The following is an 18,104-nucleotide window of genomic DNA, read 5'->3' on the forward strand; positions in this document are numbered from 1 at the left end:
CGGTCAGAGCAATCCGAGTCGCTGCAGATCGGTGACGTACTTGACGATCACCGGTGCCGAGACGTGCGGAATGTCGTTTGCCTTACCGATATTCGCCGCACGCACCGCTTCGTGGAAGCGGTCCGCCGGCGCATACGAGCCGCGGGTCGGCGCCGGTGGCTGCAGATCGTCGGTGTGCTGCCGCAGCACCGTCAGCATCTGCAGCACCGAGCTCTGCCGCTGCTGTTCCGGCAACGCGCGCAGGCCGTCTTCGAACCGCTGCAACCACTCCCCGAAGTCGGCGACCCGCTCGATCGGATACCCGGCCTCGACGAGCCAGTCGACGTAGGTGTCGATGCCGATGCCGTCGTCGTGTGGGTTCATCACGTGGTACGTCTCGAACTGCGCGGACGCCGACCGGGCCACCTGCCAGCCCAGCGTGATGATCGCTTCCGCGACGAAATCGACGGGCAGACCGTCGAAGTGGGCCCGCTGCCGCGTGCCGCCGTCGCCGAGTTGATAGAACGACTCGGGCGCCAAACCGGTCGCCACGATGCTCAGCACCATCCGGGTCACCGTGTCCGACACGTTGAGCTGGCCCGCGTAGGCCGGCTCGGCCATGATCATGCCGGAACGGAACACCGCAACGGGAAGTCCACACAGGTCGTGGGCTTCGCGCAGCAGCACCTCGCCCGCCCACTTGCTGTTGCCGTAGCCGTTGGCGTAGCTGGCGTCGACGGTGCGAGTGGCGCTGATCTGCCGGATGTCGGCGTCTTCGGTGAACATCGAGGGTTCGATCTGACGTCCGACATCCGACGTGGACACGAAGGTGTACGGCTTGAGCTTGGTGGTGAGCGCGAATCTGATCAGTTCGGCGGTACCGATGACGTTGGGCCCGAACAACTCCCAGTACGGGAGCACGCTGTTGACGAACGCTGCGGAGTCGACGATCAGGTCGACACGTTCGGCCAGCTCATGCCATCGCTGCTCGTCCAGCCCGAGATTCGGTTCGCCCTTGTCTCCGGCGATGACCAGCAGGCGCTCGGCCGCCAGTTCCTGGAAGTGCTTGCGCAGGACGGGATCGGTGTCGAAGGTCGCCTCGAGGCGGCGGCGCGCATCCTCGTCGGACTTGCCCCGCACCAGGCAGATCACGGTGTCATCGACACGTCGCAGCCGCTTGAGCCAGTCCAGCAGCAGATACCGTCCCAGGAATCCGGTGGCCCCGGTCAGCAGCACGGTCTGCACGTGCCCGTCCGGCCGCGGCAGCGTCGGAGCTGTCCTCAACGTGGTGCTGTCGATGAACTTGTTCAGCGTCAGATCCCGCGCGTGGACCTCACCGATATCGGTACCGCCGTGCACGGACGAGAAGCTGACCCCGCCGAGACCCGGCGACGCATCCGATTCGACGGCGTTGTCGAGTTGGTGGCTCAGCATCCGCACCGTCGGTGCCTCGAACAGGGTTCGGACCGCGAGTTGCGCGTCGAGGGCAGTGTTGATCGCCGCGGTCACCCGCATCGCGGAGATCGAGTCGCCACCGAGGTCGAAGAACGAGTCTTCGACGCCGACCCGGTCCACCCCCAACACGTGGGCGTAGATGCCTGCGATGGTTTCCTCGACGGGGTTCGCCGGCGCCCGGTAGGTGCCTGCGGCGCTGCGGTATTCAGGGGCAGGCAGGGCACGACGATCGAGCTTGCCGTTGACGGTCAAGGGCAGCGCAGGCACCACCACGATGGCCGCCGGGATCATGTAGGCGGGCAGGCGCTGAGCCAACGCGCCACGCAGCTCGACCGGGTCCGCGGAGCCGGTGACATAACCGACCAGTCGCTTGTCGCCGGGACGGTCTTCCCGTGCGATCACCGCCGCCTGTTCGACACCGTCCAGGTCCGCGAGCGCAGCCTGGATCTCGCCGAGTTCGATGCGGTACCCGCGAATCTTGACCTGCTCGTCGGCGCGGCCCAGGTACTGCAGCTGCCCGTCGGGGCCCCATTGGACGAGGTCACCGGTGCGGTACATCCGCTCCCCGGGCCTGCCGAACGGGCATGCCACGAACCGCGACGCCGACAACCCGGCCCGGTTCACATACCCGAGGCCCAAGCCCCGGCCTGCCAGATACAGCTCGCCGACCACGCCGGCCGGTACGGGCCGCAGCCACTCGTCGAGCACGAACGTGGCACCGGTCGGCACCGGTGAACCGATCGGTACGACCGGTCCCGAGGATTTCTTGAGCGGAGCGCTGATCGCCGCGTAGATCGTCGCCTCGGTCGGGCCATAAGCGTTGAGCATCACCCGCCCGGTCGCCCACCGGTCCACGACCTCCGTCGGGCAGGCTTCACCGGCCACGACCAACGCCGTGTTCTCCAGACCTTCCGGCGACAACATGCCGACCGCGGAAGGAGTCTGGTAGAGCACCGTGACCTGTTCTGCAATCAACAGCTTGTGCAGGTCGTCCGGCGCGCCCGCGACGTGTTCGGGCACGATCACCAACCGCGAACCGTGCAGCAGCGCACCCCAGATCTCCCACACCGAGACGTCGAAGACCAGCGAATGCCATTGCGACCAGACCTGCCCTGGGCCTGCGGGCATGTCGGGGTGCAACTTCTCCAACACCTGGGTGACGTTGCTGTGCGTGATGGCAACGCCTTTGGGCACGCCCGTGGTCCCCGACGTGTAGATCGTGTAGGCGATGTCGTCGGGCGCAGGCGGCAGCAGCGTGGTGCTCGGGTAGATCGTGGTCGCAGGATCATCGGGATCGTCGACCTCGACGACCAGCACATCGGAATTCTCCAGCCGCGGACGCAGATCCGCGGTCGTGACCGCGGCGATCGGCTTGGCGTCGGCGAGCATGAACTCCAACCGCGAGGTCGGCACCGACGGGTCGATCGGCAGATACGCCGCGCCGGTCTTGAGCACCGCCAGGATCGCGACGATCGCTTCGTCGGACCGCGGCACCAACAGGGCCACCGACTCCCCCGGGCCCGCGCCGTAGACCGCCAGCAGGTTCGCCAACCGGTTGGCATCCTCGTCGAGTTCGCCGTAGCTCAGAGAGCGACCGTCGAACGTCACCGCGATGGCCCCCGGGTCACGGGCCACCTGCTCGGAGAACCGCTCCGGAATCGACTTCGCCGCCGTCACCGGCTGCGACAACAGCGCCCGGTTGCCCCACGTGTCGATGACGTCGCGTTCACCCGGTTCGACCACGTCCATCGATGACAGCCGCCGAGTCGGATCGGCCGTCATGGTCTCCAGCACCCGCTGGAACCGCTCGACGAGCGCTTCGATGGTGGCCACGTCGAACGCATCGGCGTCGAACTCGACGCGCAGGCCGAGTTCGTGACCCGGCAGGGCCATCACCGACAGCGGGTAGTGGTTGTACTCGCGGTTGTTGAACTCGGTGACCGCCAGCTCGTGAACACCCGCGAAGGCACTGGTGTCGATCGGATAGCTCTCATACAGGAACAGCGTGTCGAACAGTTGCTCGTGGCCTGCGACGTGATGAATCTCGTTGAGCGCCAAGTGCTCGTGCTCGATGGTGTCGTTGTGGTGGCGCTGCAACTGGTCGAGCAGATCCGCGACGGTGGTGGTCGCGGTGGTACGCGCCCGCACCGGCACGGTGTTGATCATCAGACCCACGATGGACTCGGAGCCTGCCAACTCCGCAGGCCGGCCGGATACCGCGGTGCCGAAGGCCACGTCGCGCTGGCCCGTCAGGGCCATGAGCAGCTGAGCCCACGCCGCCTGCAGCACCGTGTTCACGGTCGTGTGGCATGAACGCGCCAGTTCGCCAAGGGATTTCGTGGTTTCGGCGGACAGCCGGTACGACTCGACGCCGCGCGGCCCGCCGTGGCTCGGCGGTGCGACCAGGGTGGGCGTGGTGAACCCGTCCAACACCTCGCGCCACGCCGCCCGGGCGGCATCCCGATCCTGCCGGCTCAGCCAGCTGACGAAGTTGCGGTACGACGGCGCAGCGGGCAACCGATGCCCGAAGTAACCGGCGAAGATCTCCTGCAGCAGGATCGGCAGTGACCACCCGTCGATCACGATGTGGTGGAAGGTCAGCACGAAGCGGTGCTGATTGCCCGAGGTCCGGATCAACGTGGCGCGGAACGTCGGCCGTTCCACCAGATCGCACACCGCGGCGCGCTCGGCGGTGCACAAGCGGTCGATCTCGTCGTCCGGGGTGAGGTCGTCGCCCCGCAGGTCCAGATACCGCCAGGCGATCACCGGGTCGGCCGGGATGATCTGCACCGCCTCGTCGGCCAGTTCGCAGAACCGGGCCGCGAGGTTCGGGTGGCGCGCGACGACCGCATGCACGGCGTCTCGCAGCCGGTGCTGATCGAGCACGCCGGTCACGGTGATGTCCAACTGCACTGCGTAGACATCGTTCTCGGTGCCCCGCGCGATGGTCGAGTGGAAGAGCAGGCCTTCCTGCACCGGGGTCAGCGGCAGCACATCGGCGATGGTGTGTCGTTCTGCCAGATCGTCGATCTGCGCCTGGCTCAACCGCGCCGGGGCGAGATCGGACGGCGTGAACCCGCCGCCGCCGTTTCGCACATGCGCGCAGATGCCCTTCAGGGCTTCGAACCACAGCCGGCTCAGTCGGTCGGCCTGCGCCCGGTCCATGGCCGAGGGCGCCCAGGTCCAACCCGCCTGCAGCTGTGGCCCGGAATCGGAATCCACAGTGCCCGCGTTGAGTTCGACGGTGTGCATCAACGGCATCGCCACCGAGGAGGCTGCGCCCGTCAGCGTCAACGCGTCCTGGTCGATACGCCACAGCTCGTCGGACAGATCACCCGCACCTGCGCCGAGGCGTCCGAGGTAGTTGAACCCGATGGTCGGGTCCAGCCCGTCGAGGTCCACGTCGGGGTTCAGGTACCGCAGCAGGCCATAGGTGACGCCGTCGGGCAGCGCACGCAATTGTTCCTTGGCGGACTTGATGATCGGGCCCAGCGCAGCCTCACCCGCGGTCACCTGCTCCCAGGACAGCTCGCCGACCGCGAGCGCCACCGGGTACTTGGTGGTGAACCAGCCCACGGTGCGGGACAGATCGACATCGGAAGCGAGGTCTTCAACCCGGCCGTGGCCCTCGACGTCGATACCGATCGGTGCGGCGCCCGTCCCCAGGTATTGCGCCCAGGCCAGCCCGAACGCGATCAGCAGAATGTCTTGCACGCCTGCGTGGAACGCCGCGGGCACCTCGGCGAGCAGCTGCTTCGTGGTGTCGGGGTCGAGCGACACCGACAGTTGCCCGGCGTTGGCATAGGTGTCAACGTCCGGCTGGACGGCGGGCAACGCGGCTGGTGTCTGCGCCACGCGACGCCACCTGTCGGCGAGCTCCACCACAGCGTGCTCCCGCGCATGGTCGGCCAGCAGCGCCGTCCACCGCGCGAACGACGTACCGCCCGATGGCAATTCGACCTGCTGGCCGCTGTGATGCTGCGCCCACGCAATGTTCAGGTCTTCCAAGAGAATTCGCCACGACACCCCGTCGACAGCGAGGTGATGGATCATCAGCACCAGCTGCCGCTCCTGCGGGGCCCACACCGCGCTGACCATCGCCCCGGTCGCCGGGTTCAACCGGGACCGCGCCGCGATCAATGCGTCGTCGGACAGCGCGTCGAGGGTGCTCAGGCACGAGCGCGCGTCGACCGCACCTTGTTCGGGAACCAGCAGTGACCAGTCGCCGTCCACGATCGGCGCCTTCAGGCGCAACGTGGCGTGCCGGTCCAGTAGAGCCTGCAGCACGACGAGCACGTCGGCTTCGGTGACCCCGTCCGGGGCCTGCAGCACCAAGGTCTGGTTGAACTGGTCGACCGGGCCCTGCACGGTCTGCAGCCACCGCATGATCGGGGTGGCGACCACCGGGCCGAGACCGTCGTCGACCACGGCCGATTCGGCATCGGTGAAGGCCGATACCTGGGCCAACCTGCTCACGGTCTGCTCGACGAAGATGTCCCGCGGGCGGCACGACACACCGGCTGCGCGGGCTCGGGCCACCACCTGCATCGACAGGATGCTGTCGCCGCCCAGGTCGAAGAACGAATCGTCGACGCCGACGCGCTGCTGTCCGAGCACCTGGGCGTAGATCTCGGCGAGAATCTCCTCGACGGGGGTCGACGGGGCCCGGTAGTCGCTGCCGTTGCTGCGGTACTCAGGGGCAGGCAGCGCCCGCTTGTCGAGTTTTCCATTGACGGTCAACGGAATCGACTCGATGGTCACGATGGCGGCAGGCACCATGTAGGTCGGCAGGCGTTGGGCCAGTTCTGCCCGCAGCGCAGTGGGATCGGCGGAGCCGGTGATGTATCCGACGAGGCGCTTGTCACCGGGACGGTCTTCCCGCGCGATCACGACGGCCTGATCCACACCGTCGAGCCGGGCCAGGGCGGCCTGTACCTCGCCGAGTTCGATGCGGTACCCGCGGATCTTGACCTGTTCGTCTGAGCGACCCAGGTACTGCAATTGCCCGTCGTCGCCCCAGCGGACCAGGTCACCGGTGCGGTACATCCGGTCGCCCGGCTTGCCGAACGGGCAGGCCATGAATCGGGACGCGGTCAACCCGGGACGACGCGAATACCCCGTCGCCACACCGGTTCCCGCCACGTACAGCTCGCCGACCACGCCCTCGGGCGCGGGGCGCAGCCACTGGTCGAGCACGAACAGCGCCGCGCCGGGCACCGGCGACCCGATCGGGGCCACCCCCGATCCCGCCTTGAGCGGTTTGCTCATCGCCGCGTAGATCGTCGCCTCGGTCGGGCCGTAGGCGTTGATCATCACCCGCCCGGGTGTCGCCCACCGGTCGACCAGTTCGGTCGGGCAGGCCTCACCGGCCACCACCAAGGTCGTCGAATCCAGGTGCTCCGGCGACAACATGCCCGCCGCCGAAGGAGTTTGGCAGAGCACCGTCACCTTTTCGGAGACCAGGAGCTTGTGCAGATCCTCTGGTGAGCTCGCGATCGATTCGGGTACCACCACCAGGCGGCCGCCGCGCAGCAGCGCGCCCCAGATTTCCCAGACCGATACATCGAAGACCAGCGAATGCCATTGGGACCACACCTGACCGGGGCCCGAAGGCAGGTCTGCGTGCAGTCCGTCGACCAGCTGCGTCACGTTGTTATGGGTGACCGCAACCGCTTTCGGGACACCGGTGGTGCCCGACGTGTAGGTCATGTACGCCAGGTCGTCGGGTTTCGGACCGGGCAGCGCGGTGCTCGGCCGGCTGTCGACGGCGGGATCCTCGATGTCGAGCACCGGCACGTCGGTGCCGTCCAGGCGCGTCCGCAGATCCGCGGTGGTCAACGCCGCCACCGGCATCGCATCCGACATCATGAACTCGATGCGGGCATCGGGATGCGCGGGGTCGATCGGCAGATACGCGGCGCCCGTCTTGAGCACCGCAAGGATGGCCACGATGGCCTGGCCCGAACGCGGCAGCAGCAGCGCAACGGATTCGCCTGGGCCTGCGCCGTGCTCGGCCAGCAGGTGCGCCAGCCGATTGGTGGCCTCGTTCAGCTCGCGATAGGTCCACGACCGGTCACCGCTGACCAGAGCAACCGCCTGCGGCGCGCGAACGGCCTGACGGGAGAACAGGGTCGGAATCGACACCGGTGTGCGCGCGGGCCCGGTGAGCACGGCCCGGTTGCCCCATTCGTCGAGTTGATCGTGCTCACCGTCGTCGAGTAGATCGAACGACAACAACGTGCGGCTGGAGTCGATGCTCATGACTGCTCCCTCGTCTCTGCGGTCATGGCCACCAGTACCCGTCGTAACCGGTTCACCAACCTGCCGATGCGGGCCGCGTCGAAGACGTCAGTGTCAAATTCGACGCGAAGACCCAATTCATGGCCCGGAACGGCTTGCACCGAAAGCGGGTAGTGGTTGTATTCGCGATTGGCGAAGTCAGTGATGGCCAATTCGTGCACGCCCAGCAAGGCAGCCGTGTCGATCGGGTAGTTCTCGTAGACGAAAACCGTGTCGAACAGCTGGTCATGGCCAGTCGCGCGGTGCACCTCGGCCAAGGCGAGGTGCTGATGTTCCAGGGTGTCGGTGTACGCCCCCTGCAATTGGTCGAGCAGGCTGGCGATGGTGGTCGCCGGTGTGATCGTCGCCCGCACGGGCACCGTGTTGATCAGCAGGCCCACCATCGAGTCGGCACCCGCCAGGTCGGCCGGCCGCCCCGAAACCGCTGTGCCGAAAGCGACATCGTGCTGGCCTGTCAGCCACATCAGCAACTGGGCCCACGCAGCCTGCAGCACGGTGCTGACAGTGGTGTGGCAGGACCGCGCCAGATCGCCGAGGGCCTTGGTGGTCTCGGCATCAACCTGGAAGGACTCGACGCCGCGCCGTCCGAGTGACAGCCGGCCGGGAGGACCGATCAGCGTCGGCGTATCGAACCCGGCGAACACGCGGCGCCAAGCCTCCCTGGCCGCCGTGTTGTCCTGGTCGGACAGCCAGGTGACGAACCTCCGGTACGGCACCGGGGCAGGCAACCTTGCGCCGAAGTAGCCGGCGAAGATCTCCTGCAGCAGGATCGGTTTCGACCAACCGTCGAGCACGATGTGGTGGTTGGTGAGCACGAACCGGTAGCGGTCGACCGCGGTGCGGATCAGCGCGGCCCGGAACGGTGGCTTGTTCGCCAGATCGCACACCGCCGCGCGCTCCGCGGCGGACAGCCGGGCGATCTGCCCGTCGATGTCGGCGGTCTCGGCCAATTCGACGTATTGCCAGGCGAGTTCGGGCTCAGCCGACAGCAGTTGGACGGGCTCCCCGAAATCCTCGAAGAACCGGGCGACCACGTTCGGGCGGCGCCTCAGCACGTCATGCACGGCATCGCGCATGCGGTCGGGATCGACGGAGCCCGTCATGCTGATGTCCAGCTGAACCGAGTACAGATCCTCATGGCCTTGCGCGGCACCCGTGTGGAACAGCAGTCCCTGCTGCAGCGGTGTCAGCGGCAGCACATCGGCAATGTCGAAGCGCTGCTGCAGTTCGTCGATCTGCTGCTGGTCCAGTCGTGCGGGAGCGACATCGGAGGGCGTCAACCCGCCACCACCGAGGCGCACGTGCGCGCAGATCCCGGCCAACGCGTCGAACCACAGCTGGCTCAACCGGGTGACCTGCGCGTGGTCCAGCGCTGACAACGCCCAGGTCCAGGTCGCGTGCAGGCGCGGGCCCTCGTCGATGCCGTTGCCGCCGTCCAGAATTCCGGCGTTGAGCTCGACCGTGTGGCCCAGCGGCGTCGGGACCGCCGTGGCTGCCGCGGTCACTGCCACGGCATCCTGGTCGATCTGCCACAGCTCGTCGGAAAGGTCCGCGGCACCGGCCCCGAGGCGCCCGAGGTAGTTGAATCCGAGGGCCGGATCGGATCCGCCGAGATCCACGTCCGGATTCAGGTACCGCAACAGGCCGTAGGTCAGGCCGTCCGGAAGCGCGCGCAGTTGCTCCTTGGCGGCCTTGATGACCGGCCCGAGCGCGGTGTCGCCGGAACTGACCTGCTCCCAGGTCATTCCGCCGACGGCCAACGAGACGGGGTACTTGGTGGTGAACCAGCCGACCGTGCGCGACAGGTCGATGTGTGAGTCGGCGCCCGGCCCGATCTCCTCGACCCGGCCGTGTCCCTCGACGTCCACACCGACCGGCGCGTCACCGGTACCGAGGAACTCGGTAACCGCCAACCCGAACGCGATCAACAGGATGTCTTGCACGCCCGCGTGAAACGCCGCGGGCACCTCGGTCAGCAGCTGCTGAGTGGTCGCGTCATCCAACTCCAGCGACAACTGCCCGGCGTTCGCGTAGGTGTCCACCGCGGGCTGCACGGCGGGCAACGCGGCCGGGGTAGCCGTGACCTGTCGCCAGGTGTCGGCAGTGCTCACGACCGCGTCGGCGCGGGCGTGGGCATCGAGGACTCGCGCCCAGCGAGCGAACGAGGTTCCCCCGCCCGGCAGTGCCACATCCTGACCGCTGCGGTGCTGCGCCCAGGCGATGTTCAAGTCTTCCAACAGGATTCGCCACGACACCGCATCGACGGCCAGATGGTGGACCATCAACGCCAAGCGCCTGGTCTCGGGCACCCACAGCGCGGTGAGCATGGCCCCGGCGGCCGGGTCCAGCCGCGAGCGCGCCGCCTGCAGGGCATCGTCGGACAATGCGTCCACGATGTGCAGGCAGGCTCGCGCATCCACCGACCCGATTTCGGGGACGGTCAGCGACCACTCGCCCGTTTCCGTCGTGTCACTCGTCAGCCGCAGCATGCCGTGCCGGTCGAGCAGGGCCTGCAGCACCACGACGACGTCGGCGTCGGTGACGCCGGCCGGGGCCTGCAGCACCACGGTCTGGTTGAACTGGTCGGTGGGGCCGTCGAGTTCGTGCAGCCACCGCATGATCGGGGTGGCCACCACCGCTCCGGTGCCCTCGTCGACGACGGTCGTCTCACTGTCGGCGAATGTCGCGACCCGAGCCAGCCTGCTGACAGTCTGCTCGACGAAGATGTCGCGTGGCCGGCAGACCAGGCCTGTCGCACGGGCCCGTGCGACCACCTGCATCGACGAAATGCTGTCCCCGCCAAGGTCGAAGAACGAGTCGTCGACGCCGACGCGCTCGACCCCCAGCACCTGGGCGTAGATCCCGCTGAGGATCTCCTCGATGGCGTTGACCGGTGCGCGGTACTGCTCGGCGTCCTGATACTCCGGTGCGGGCAGCGCCTTGGTATCGAGCTTGCCGTTCACGGTCAGGGGCAGCGAGTCCATCACCACCACCGCGGACGGCACCATGTAGGTCGGGAGACGGTCGGACAGCGTCGCGCGAGCCGCGGCCGGATCGATGGTTCCCGGCGTCGTCTCGGTCACGTAACCGACTAGGCGCTTGTCGCCGGGCCGGTCCTCGCGGGCGATGACGGCCGCCTGACCGACCCCGGCCAAACCGGCCAGCGCAGCGTGCACTTCACCCAGTTCGATGCGATAGCCGCGGATCTTGACCTGCTTGTCGGCACGTCCCACGTACCGCAGTTGCCCGTCGGCGCCCCACTGCACCAGGTCCCCGGTGCGGTACATCCGGTCACCGGGCGCCCCGAACGGGCATGCGACGAACCGGGTCGACGACAGGTCCGCCCGGCCGACGTAGCCGGCCGCCAAACCGGTACCGGCGACGTACAACTCGCCGACCACACCGACCGGGACCTGACGCAGCCATCCGTCCAGGACGAAGAAAGCCAAGTGCTCCAACGGAACACCGATGGGGCTGACGCTGTTCGTGAGGTCGCCGTCACCGATCTCGCGGAACGAGGCGTGCACCGTCGTCTCGGTGATGCCGTACATGTTGATGAGCCGCGGCAGTCCCGGGTGATTGCGCAGCCACGGTGAGAGTCGTTGCGGCTCAAGCGCTTCCCCGCCGAACACCACGGTCTGCAGTTTCAGCTGCTGCCCGAGCTCGGGCTGCAGGCTGTCGGCGGTCTGCAGCGCGTAGAACGCCGAAGGCGTCTGACTCAGCATGCTCACCTGTTCGGTGACCAACAGGGCATGGAAGTCCTCGGGTGAGCGGACGACCGCGTCCGGGACGATCAGCAACCGGCCGCCGTAGAGCAGCGCGCCCCAGAGTTCCCACACCGAGTAGTCGAATGCCAGCGAATGGCATTGCGTCCACACCTGTCCCAGTGCCAGCTCGGCGTCCAGCGACTCCAGCAACCGGGTCACGTTGCGGTGAGTCACCGCTACGCCCTTGGGTTTACCGGTGGTCCCCGAGGTGTAGATGATGTAGGCGATGTTGTCGGATGTCGGAGCAGGCAGCGCCGTCGCCGGCTGTCCGTCGACTGCGGGGTCGTTGACGTCGATCACCGACATCTCGGGCAACCCAGGCCCCGTCAACCGGCCGAGCAGGTCCGCCGTGGTGACGGCTGCGATCGGTGCGGCGTCGTTGAGCGTGAACTCGATGCGGGCGTCCGGGTGCGCGGGGTCGATCGGCAGATAGGCCGCACCGGTCTTGAGCACCGCAAGGATGGCCACGACGGCCTCGGCCGTGCGGGGCAGCAGCAGTGCCACCCGCTCGCCCGGGCCGGCTCCCCTACCGGACAGCAAGTGCGCCAACCGGTTTGATGCCTCGTCCAGCTCACGGTAGGTCCACGACTGTCCAGTGGAAGTCAGCGCGACGGCTTCCGGCGCACGCGTCGCCTGCTCGGTGAACAGCGCCGGAATCGACGGCGAACCTGTCACCGGTTGGGCGAGCACCGCACGGTTGCCCCACTGGTCGAGCTGATCGTGCTCGGTGGAATCGAGCATGTCGATCGAGGACACCCGGCGCGCAGGGTCGGCGACCATGGCCTCGAGCACGTGATGCATCCGCTTGACGAGGATGTCGACAGCCGCCTCGTCGAACACCTCGGTGTCGAACTCGACGCGCAGACCGAGTTCGTGGCCCGGCATCGCCACCATGGACAGCGGGTAGTGGTTGTACTCGCGACTGGTGAAATCCGTGACCGTCAGGTCCTGCACACCGAGCAGCGCACCGGTGTCGATGGGGTAGTTCTCGTAGACGAACAGCGTGTCGAACAACCGGTCGTGGCCCGCGGCGCGATGGATTTCGGCCAGTGAGAGGTGCTCGTGCTCGACGGTGTCGTTGTGCGTGCGCTGCAGTTGGTCCAGCAGCTCGGCGACCGTGGTGGTGGCGGTGATGGTCGCGCGGACGGGGACCGTGTTGATCAGCAGGCCCACAATCGATTCCGCACCTGCGAGATCGGCCGGGCGGCCGGACACCGCGGCACCGAAGGCCACGTCGTGCTGACCGGTCAGCGATGCCAACATCTGCGCCCACGCGGCCTGCAGCACCGTGTTGACCGTGGTGCGATGTGCCCGCGCGAGTTCGCCGAGGGCCTGGGTGATCTCGGCGGACACCCGGTGCGACTGGACCCCGCGCGGCCCCGCCTGGGTCGGCGGCGCGACGAGGGTCGGGGTGTCGAAGCCGTCGAACACCTCTCGCCAGGTCGCTTGGGCGACATCGCGATCCTGGGTGGCAAGCCAGCTGACGAAGTTGCGGTACGGCGTCGGCGCGGGCAACCGCTGCCCGAAGTATGCCGCGAAGATCTCCTGCAGCAGCACCGGAAGCGACCATCCGTCGATCACGATGTGGTGCAGCGTCAATACGAGCCGGTTGGCATCGTCGCCGGTCCGGATCAGCGCCGCCCGGAACGTCGGTTGACCGGCCAGGTCGCACACAGCGGTGCGCTCGGCAGCGCACAACCGGTCGATCTGCTGGTCGGAGTCGAGTTCGACGTACTGCCAGGCGATCACCGGATCAGCCGGAAGGACCTGCACGGGTTCGCCGAAGTCCTCGCAGAACCGCGGCGCGAGGTTCGGGTGCCGCTCGACCACCGCGTGCACGGCGTCGCGCAGGCGTTGCGGGTCGAGAGCACCGGCCATCGTGATGCCGAGTTGAACGGCATAGACGTCGTCGCGGGAGTCCCCCGGAGCTCCCGCGTCCTCCGCTGCGGCCTGGAAGCTGGCCTGGAACAGCAACCCCTGCTGCAGCGGGGTCAGCGGCAGCACGTCGGCGATTCGGTACTGCTGCTGCAGTTCGTCGATCTGCCGCTGCGTCAACCGGGCCGGCGCGAGATCGGACGGCGTGAGCCCGCCGCCACCGTGTTGTACATGCGCGCAGATTCCCGCCAGGGCTTCGAACCACAACCGGCTCAGCCGGCCGACCTGTTCTTCGTCGATCGCCGTCGGTGCCCACGTCCAGTTGGCCTGCAGGCGCGGCCCACTCTCGCCGTCCAGTGTTCCGGCGTTGAGTTCCACGGTGTGCGCCAACGGCATCGGCACCGCGGCGGCGACATCCGTCATCGGCAGGCTCGCCGAATCGATACGCCACAGATCGCCGGTGAGATCACCGGCGCCTGCACCCAGCCGTCCGAGGTAGTTGAAACCGATCGTGGGATCCGAACCGGCAAGCTCCACATCGGGATTGAGGTAGCGAAGCAGTCCGTAGGTCAGCCCGTCCGGCAGTGCCCGCAGCTGTTCCTTACCGTCCTTGATCACCGGGCCGAGCGCTGATTCGCCCCCGGCGACCTGTGGCCACGACACCCCGCCCACCGCCAGGGACACCGGGTATTTGGTGGTGAACCAACCGACCGTCCGCGACAGATCGATGTCTCGGTCGACCGTGCCGCCCAGCTCTTCGATACGGCCGTGCCCCTCGACGTCGATACCGACAGGGGACGTGCCGGTGCCGAGGAACTCGGCCCAGGCCAGCCCGAATGCGATCAGCAGAATGTCTTGTACGCCGGCATGAAACGCCGCGGGAACCTCGCCGAGCAGCAACCGCGTGGTCTCGGGATCCAGTTCTACGGAGAGCCGGCCCGCCTCGGCGTGGGTGTCTGTGGTCGCGGGCAGCGCCTGCGGCGTCGTCAGGACCTGCTGCCACACGTCGGCCTGGCTCTCCACCTCCGCGGTGCGCGCGTACTCCTCGAGCAGCGCCGACCATCGGACGAAGGACGTTCCGCCTGCCGGCAACTCGACGGCCTGTCCGCTGTGATGCTGGGCCCAAGCGATGTTGAGGTCTTCCAACAGGATTCGCCACGACACCCCGTCGACCGCCAGGTGGTGGACAACCAGCGCCAACTGACCGGTGTCAGGCATCCACAGCGCGCTGAGCATCTGTCCTGTCGCCGGGTTCAGCCGCGCCCTCGCGGCGCGGATCGCGTCGTCGGTCAGCGCATCTACCGAATGCAAGACGAGCGTCGCCGTCTCCGGCACGGTCAGTGACCACCCGCCGGTGTGCTCGGCGCTCGATTCGCTGCGCGCCGTGCTCGATTCGCTCCTCACGTCCGCGGTACTTGATTCGCTCCTCGCGTCCGCGGCGACCATCCGGAGAGTGGGATGCCTGTCGAGCAGCGCCTGCAGCACCACGGCCACGTCCGGTTCGGACACCCCGGCCGGCGCCTGCAGCACCAACGTCTGGTTGAACTCGTCGACCGAGCCGTCAATGGTGTTGAGCCATCGCATGATCGGGGTGGCCACCACCGAACCGATGCCCTCGTCGACCACCGCTGCTTCGCCACCGGTGACCTTCACGACCGAAGCCAGCCGGGCCACGGTCTGCTCGACGAAGATGTCCCGCGGCCGGCATTGCAGGCCTGCGGCTCTGGCCCGGGCGACCACCTGCATCGACAGGATGCTGTCGCCGCCCAGGTCGAAGAACGGGTCGTCGACCCCGACGCGGTCCTGGCCGAGGACCTGGGCGTAGATGTCGGCCAAAACCTCTTCGACCGCTGTGGTCGGTTCGCGGTAATCGCTTGCCGCACCTTGGTATTCCGGTGCGGGCAAGGCGCGGGTGTCCAGCTTGTTGTTGGCCGTCAGCGGCAGGGACTCCAACACCACGACGGCGACGGGCACCATGTATGGCGGCAGTCGATCTGCCAGTTGGGTCCGGACGTCGACCGGATCGGCTGTCCCGGTGATGTACCCGACGAGACGCTTGTCGCCGGGCCGGTCCTCGCGGGCGATGACCACTGCGTTCTCGACGCCGTCGACGCCGGCCAGCGCGGCTTGGACCTCGCCGAGTTCGATGCGGTAGCCGCGGATCTTGACCTGTTCGTCGGCGCGGCCCAGGTATTCCAGCTGTCCGTCGCCGCCCCACCGGACCAGGTCTCCGGTCCGATACATGCGCGTGCCGGGCTCACCGAACGGGCACGCCACGAAGCGGGATGCGGTAAGGCCCGAGCGGCCCAGGTAGCCGCACGTCACGCCGTCGCCTGCGACATACAGTTCGCCGACGACGCCGGTGGGCACTGGCCGCATCCAGGTGTCCAGCACGAACAGTGCGGCCCCGGGGAGCGGCTTGCCGATGGGAACGGCCGCGCCGGGCGTCAACGGATCGCTGACCGTCACACAGATCGTGGTCTCGGTCGGGCCGTAGCCGTTGACCATCACGCGGGTGGCCGGTGACCACCGCTCAACCACCGATGCTGGGCAGGCCTCACCGACCACCACGAGCGCCGAGGACTGCAGCCCCTCGGTCGGCAGCATGGCCACAGCGGACGGAGTCTGAGTGAACGCGTCGACCTTCTCGGCGACCAGCAGGGCGTGGAAGTCTTCTGGCGCGCCGGCAACCGCTTCCGGCACGACCACGAGTCGTCCGCCGCGAAGCAGCGCGTTGCCGATCTCCCACACCGAGGCGTCGAACGCCAGGGAGTGGCACAGCGGCCAGACACCCGGATGCGGCAACCCGGACTCCAGGGCCGCCATCAGCCGCGTCACGTTGTGATGGGTGACGGCCACGCCCTTCGGGGTTCCCGTGGTGCCCGAGGTGTAGATGATGTACGCGATGTCATCGGGCGCAGGCCCGGCCGGTGCGGTGCCGGGTTGGTCGGCTGCCGCGGGGTCGTCGATGTCGATGACGGTGACATCGTGCGCGTGCAACCGCGACCTGGCGCCTGCACTGGTGATCACGGCGATCGGTGCCGCGTCGGCGAGGATGAAATCGATGCGAGCCGCGGGGACAACGGGATCGATCGGCACATAGGCCGCCCCGGTCTTGAGCACCGCCAGGATCGCGATCACGGCCTTGGCCGACCGCTCCGACAACAGCGCGACCCGTTCACCCGGCCCGGCGCCGCGCGTCTTGAGCACATGCGCCAACCGATTGGCGGCCTCGTCCAGCTCGCGGTAGGTCAGCGTCTGGCCTTCGAAGGTCAGCGCAGGCGCGTCGGGCGCGCGATTCACGTAGCGGTCGAACAGATCTGGAATCGACAGGTGGGGCAGATGCTCGTTGAGTGCCCCCTGATGGCCGATCTGCGCGAGCAGGTCGTGCTCATCGGTCCCGAGCAGATCCAGTGAGGACAACGGGCGGTCCGGATCGGCGGCCATCGCCGTCACGACCCGCTGGATGCGCTGCGCCAGATCGGCGACTCCGAAATCCGCGAACGGCTGTCCCGCGCCTGCCGTGCTGAGGAACAGCTGGTCGCTGGAGCCGATGAAGAACAGCCCGAAGTGGCCCATCGGACCGTGGTTGGTGTACGACACCGTCACGGGGGCGCCGGCGAGGTCCAACGTGAGACGAGCCGGGATGAAGTTCACCGCGACGCGGTTCGACGCATGCCGTGGGCCGCGGACACCGCCTCCCGCCTCCAGCAGGTGCACGGGATAGCGCTGGTGTTGCAACAGTTCCCGAATGCGGATGTCGACGTGGCGGCAGAACTCGCCGACGGTCCAGTCCGGCGGAGTGTTCAGCACCAGCGGCGCGACGCCCGCGAGCATGGCGGGCAGCGTCTTGGACTCCGGGGTCACTCGCCGGCTGACCGGGAAGTCGAGGGCCACCTCAGAACTGTTGGTCGACCAGGCGCGGACCAAAAGCGCGACAGCCGCGGTCGTCACCGAATAGCGGCGGATCCGCAGGTTCTTGGAGAGCTGCTTGATGTGGCCGACGACTGCCTGATCCACTTCCACCGATGCCGACGGCGTGTATGCATCGTGCGCGCTGGCCGAGGTGGGAAGCCCGTACTCGAGTCCGCCTTCGGCAGGCAGGTTGTTGCTCCAGTACGCCTCGTCGTCCAGGTACTCGCTGGACGACGAGTATGCCGCCTCGCAGTCGACCAAATCCTTCAGCGAACCAAAGTAGGCCGCGGGAATGGGCTCTCCCGCGACCAGTGCAGAGTAAATGGTGGCAATTCGGCGACTGACCACCGCCATGCCCAAACCGTCGACCGAAATATGGTGCCCGAGTCCGAACAAATAATATTCATTCGGCTGTGTGCGGAACAATGCGAATTTGACCAGCCGACCCGTCAAAGGCAAGGGCGTGTGCTGAATCGACGACGCAATTTCACGAACCTTTTGCACAGGATCGTCGGAATCCCGGACGTCATAGAACGGAAGATCGAGGTCCGAATAATCGAGCGCCTTCTGGACCACCTGGCCGTCGACTTCGAAGAAGGCTGCCCTGGCGGGCTCTGCCTCGTCCATGGCTTGCCGGACCGCTCGCTCAAGAAGCTCGCGGTCGACCGATCCGTCGATTCGCCCTAAAAGGCCGAGCTGCCACTCCGTACCCGCGAGGCCGCTTTCATGTGAGAGCCAGATATCCAACTGACCGCGCGAAAGCGGCAATGCGCCGTCGTCTTGTTCCATTATTCGACTTCCCCACCCAGGCGG

General features: G+C 67.5%; 2 protein-coding genes. Both read right to left on the reverse strand.

The features are described 5' to 3' along the window. Positions 1-3 precede the first annotated feature (3 nt). On the reverse strand, positions 4-7,695 hold the full coding sequence (locus A5784_RS30625) for a non-ribosomal peptide synthetase (protein WP_064948627.1): 7,692 nt from the start codon (positions 7,693-7,695) through the stop codon (positions 4-6). After that, the gene (locus tag A5784_RS30630; protein ID WP_064948628.1) at positions 7,692-18,080 is read right to left on the reverse strand and encodes a non-ribosomal peptide synthetase; all 10,389 of its coding nucleotides are present in this window, start codon (positions 18,078-18,080) and stop codon (positions 7,692-7,694) included. Before A5784_RS30630 ends, A5784_RS30625 begins: the two co-directional genes overlap by 4 nt. Positions 18,081-18,104: the final 24 nt, after the last annotated feature.

The sequence above is a fragment of the Mycobacterium sp. 852013-50091_SCH5140682 genome, assembly GCF_001665685.1.
Taxonomy (GTDB): domain Bacteria; phylum Actinomycetota; class Actinomycetes; order Mycobacteriales; family Mycobacteriaceae; genus Mycobacterium.

Bases quoted from the DNA above. Each gene is read 5' to 3' on its own strand.
- A5784_RS30625 (WP_064948627.1), bottom strand. From the start codon at position 7,695: ATGAGCATCGACTCCAGCCGCACGTTGTTGTCGTTCGATCTACTCGAC.
- A5784_RS30630 (WP_064948628.1), bottom strand. From the start codon at position 18,080: ATGGAACAAGACGACGGCGCATTGCCGCTTTCGCGCGGTCAGTTGGAT.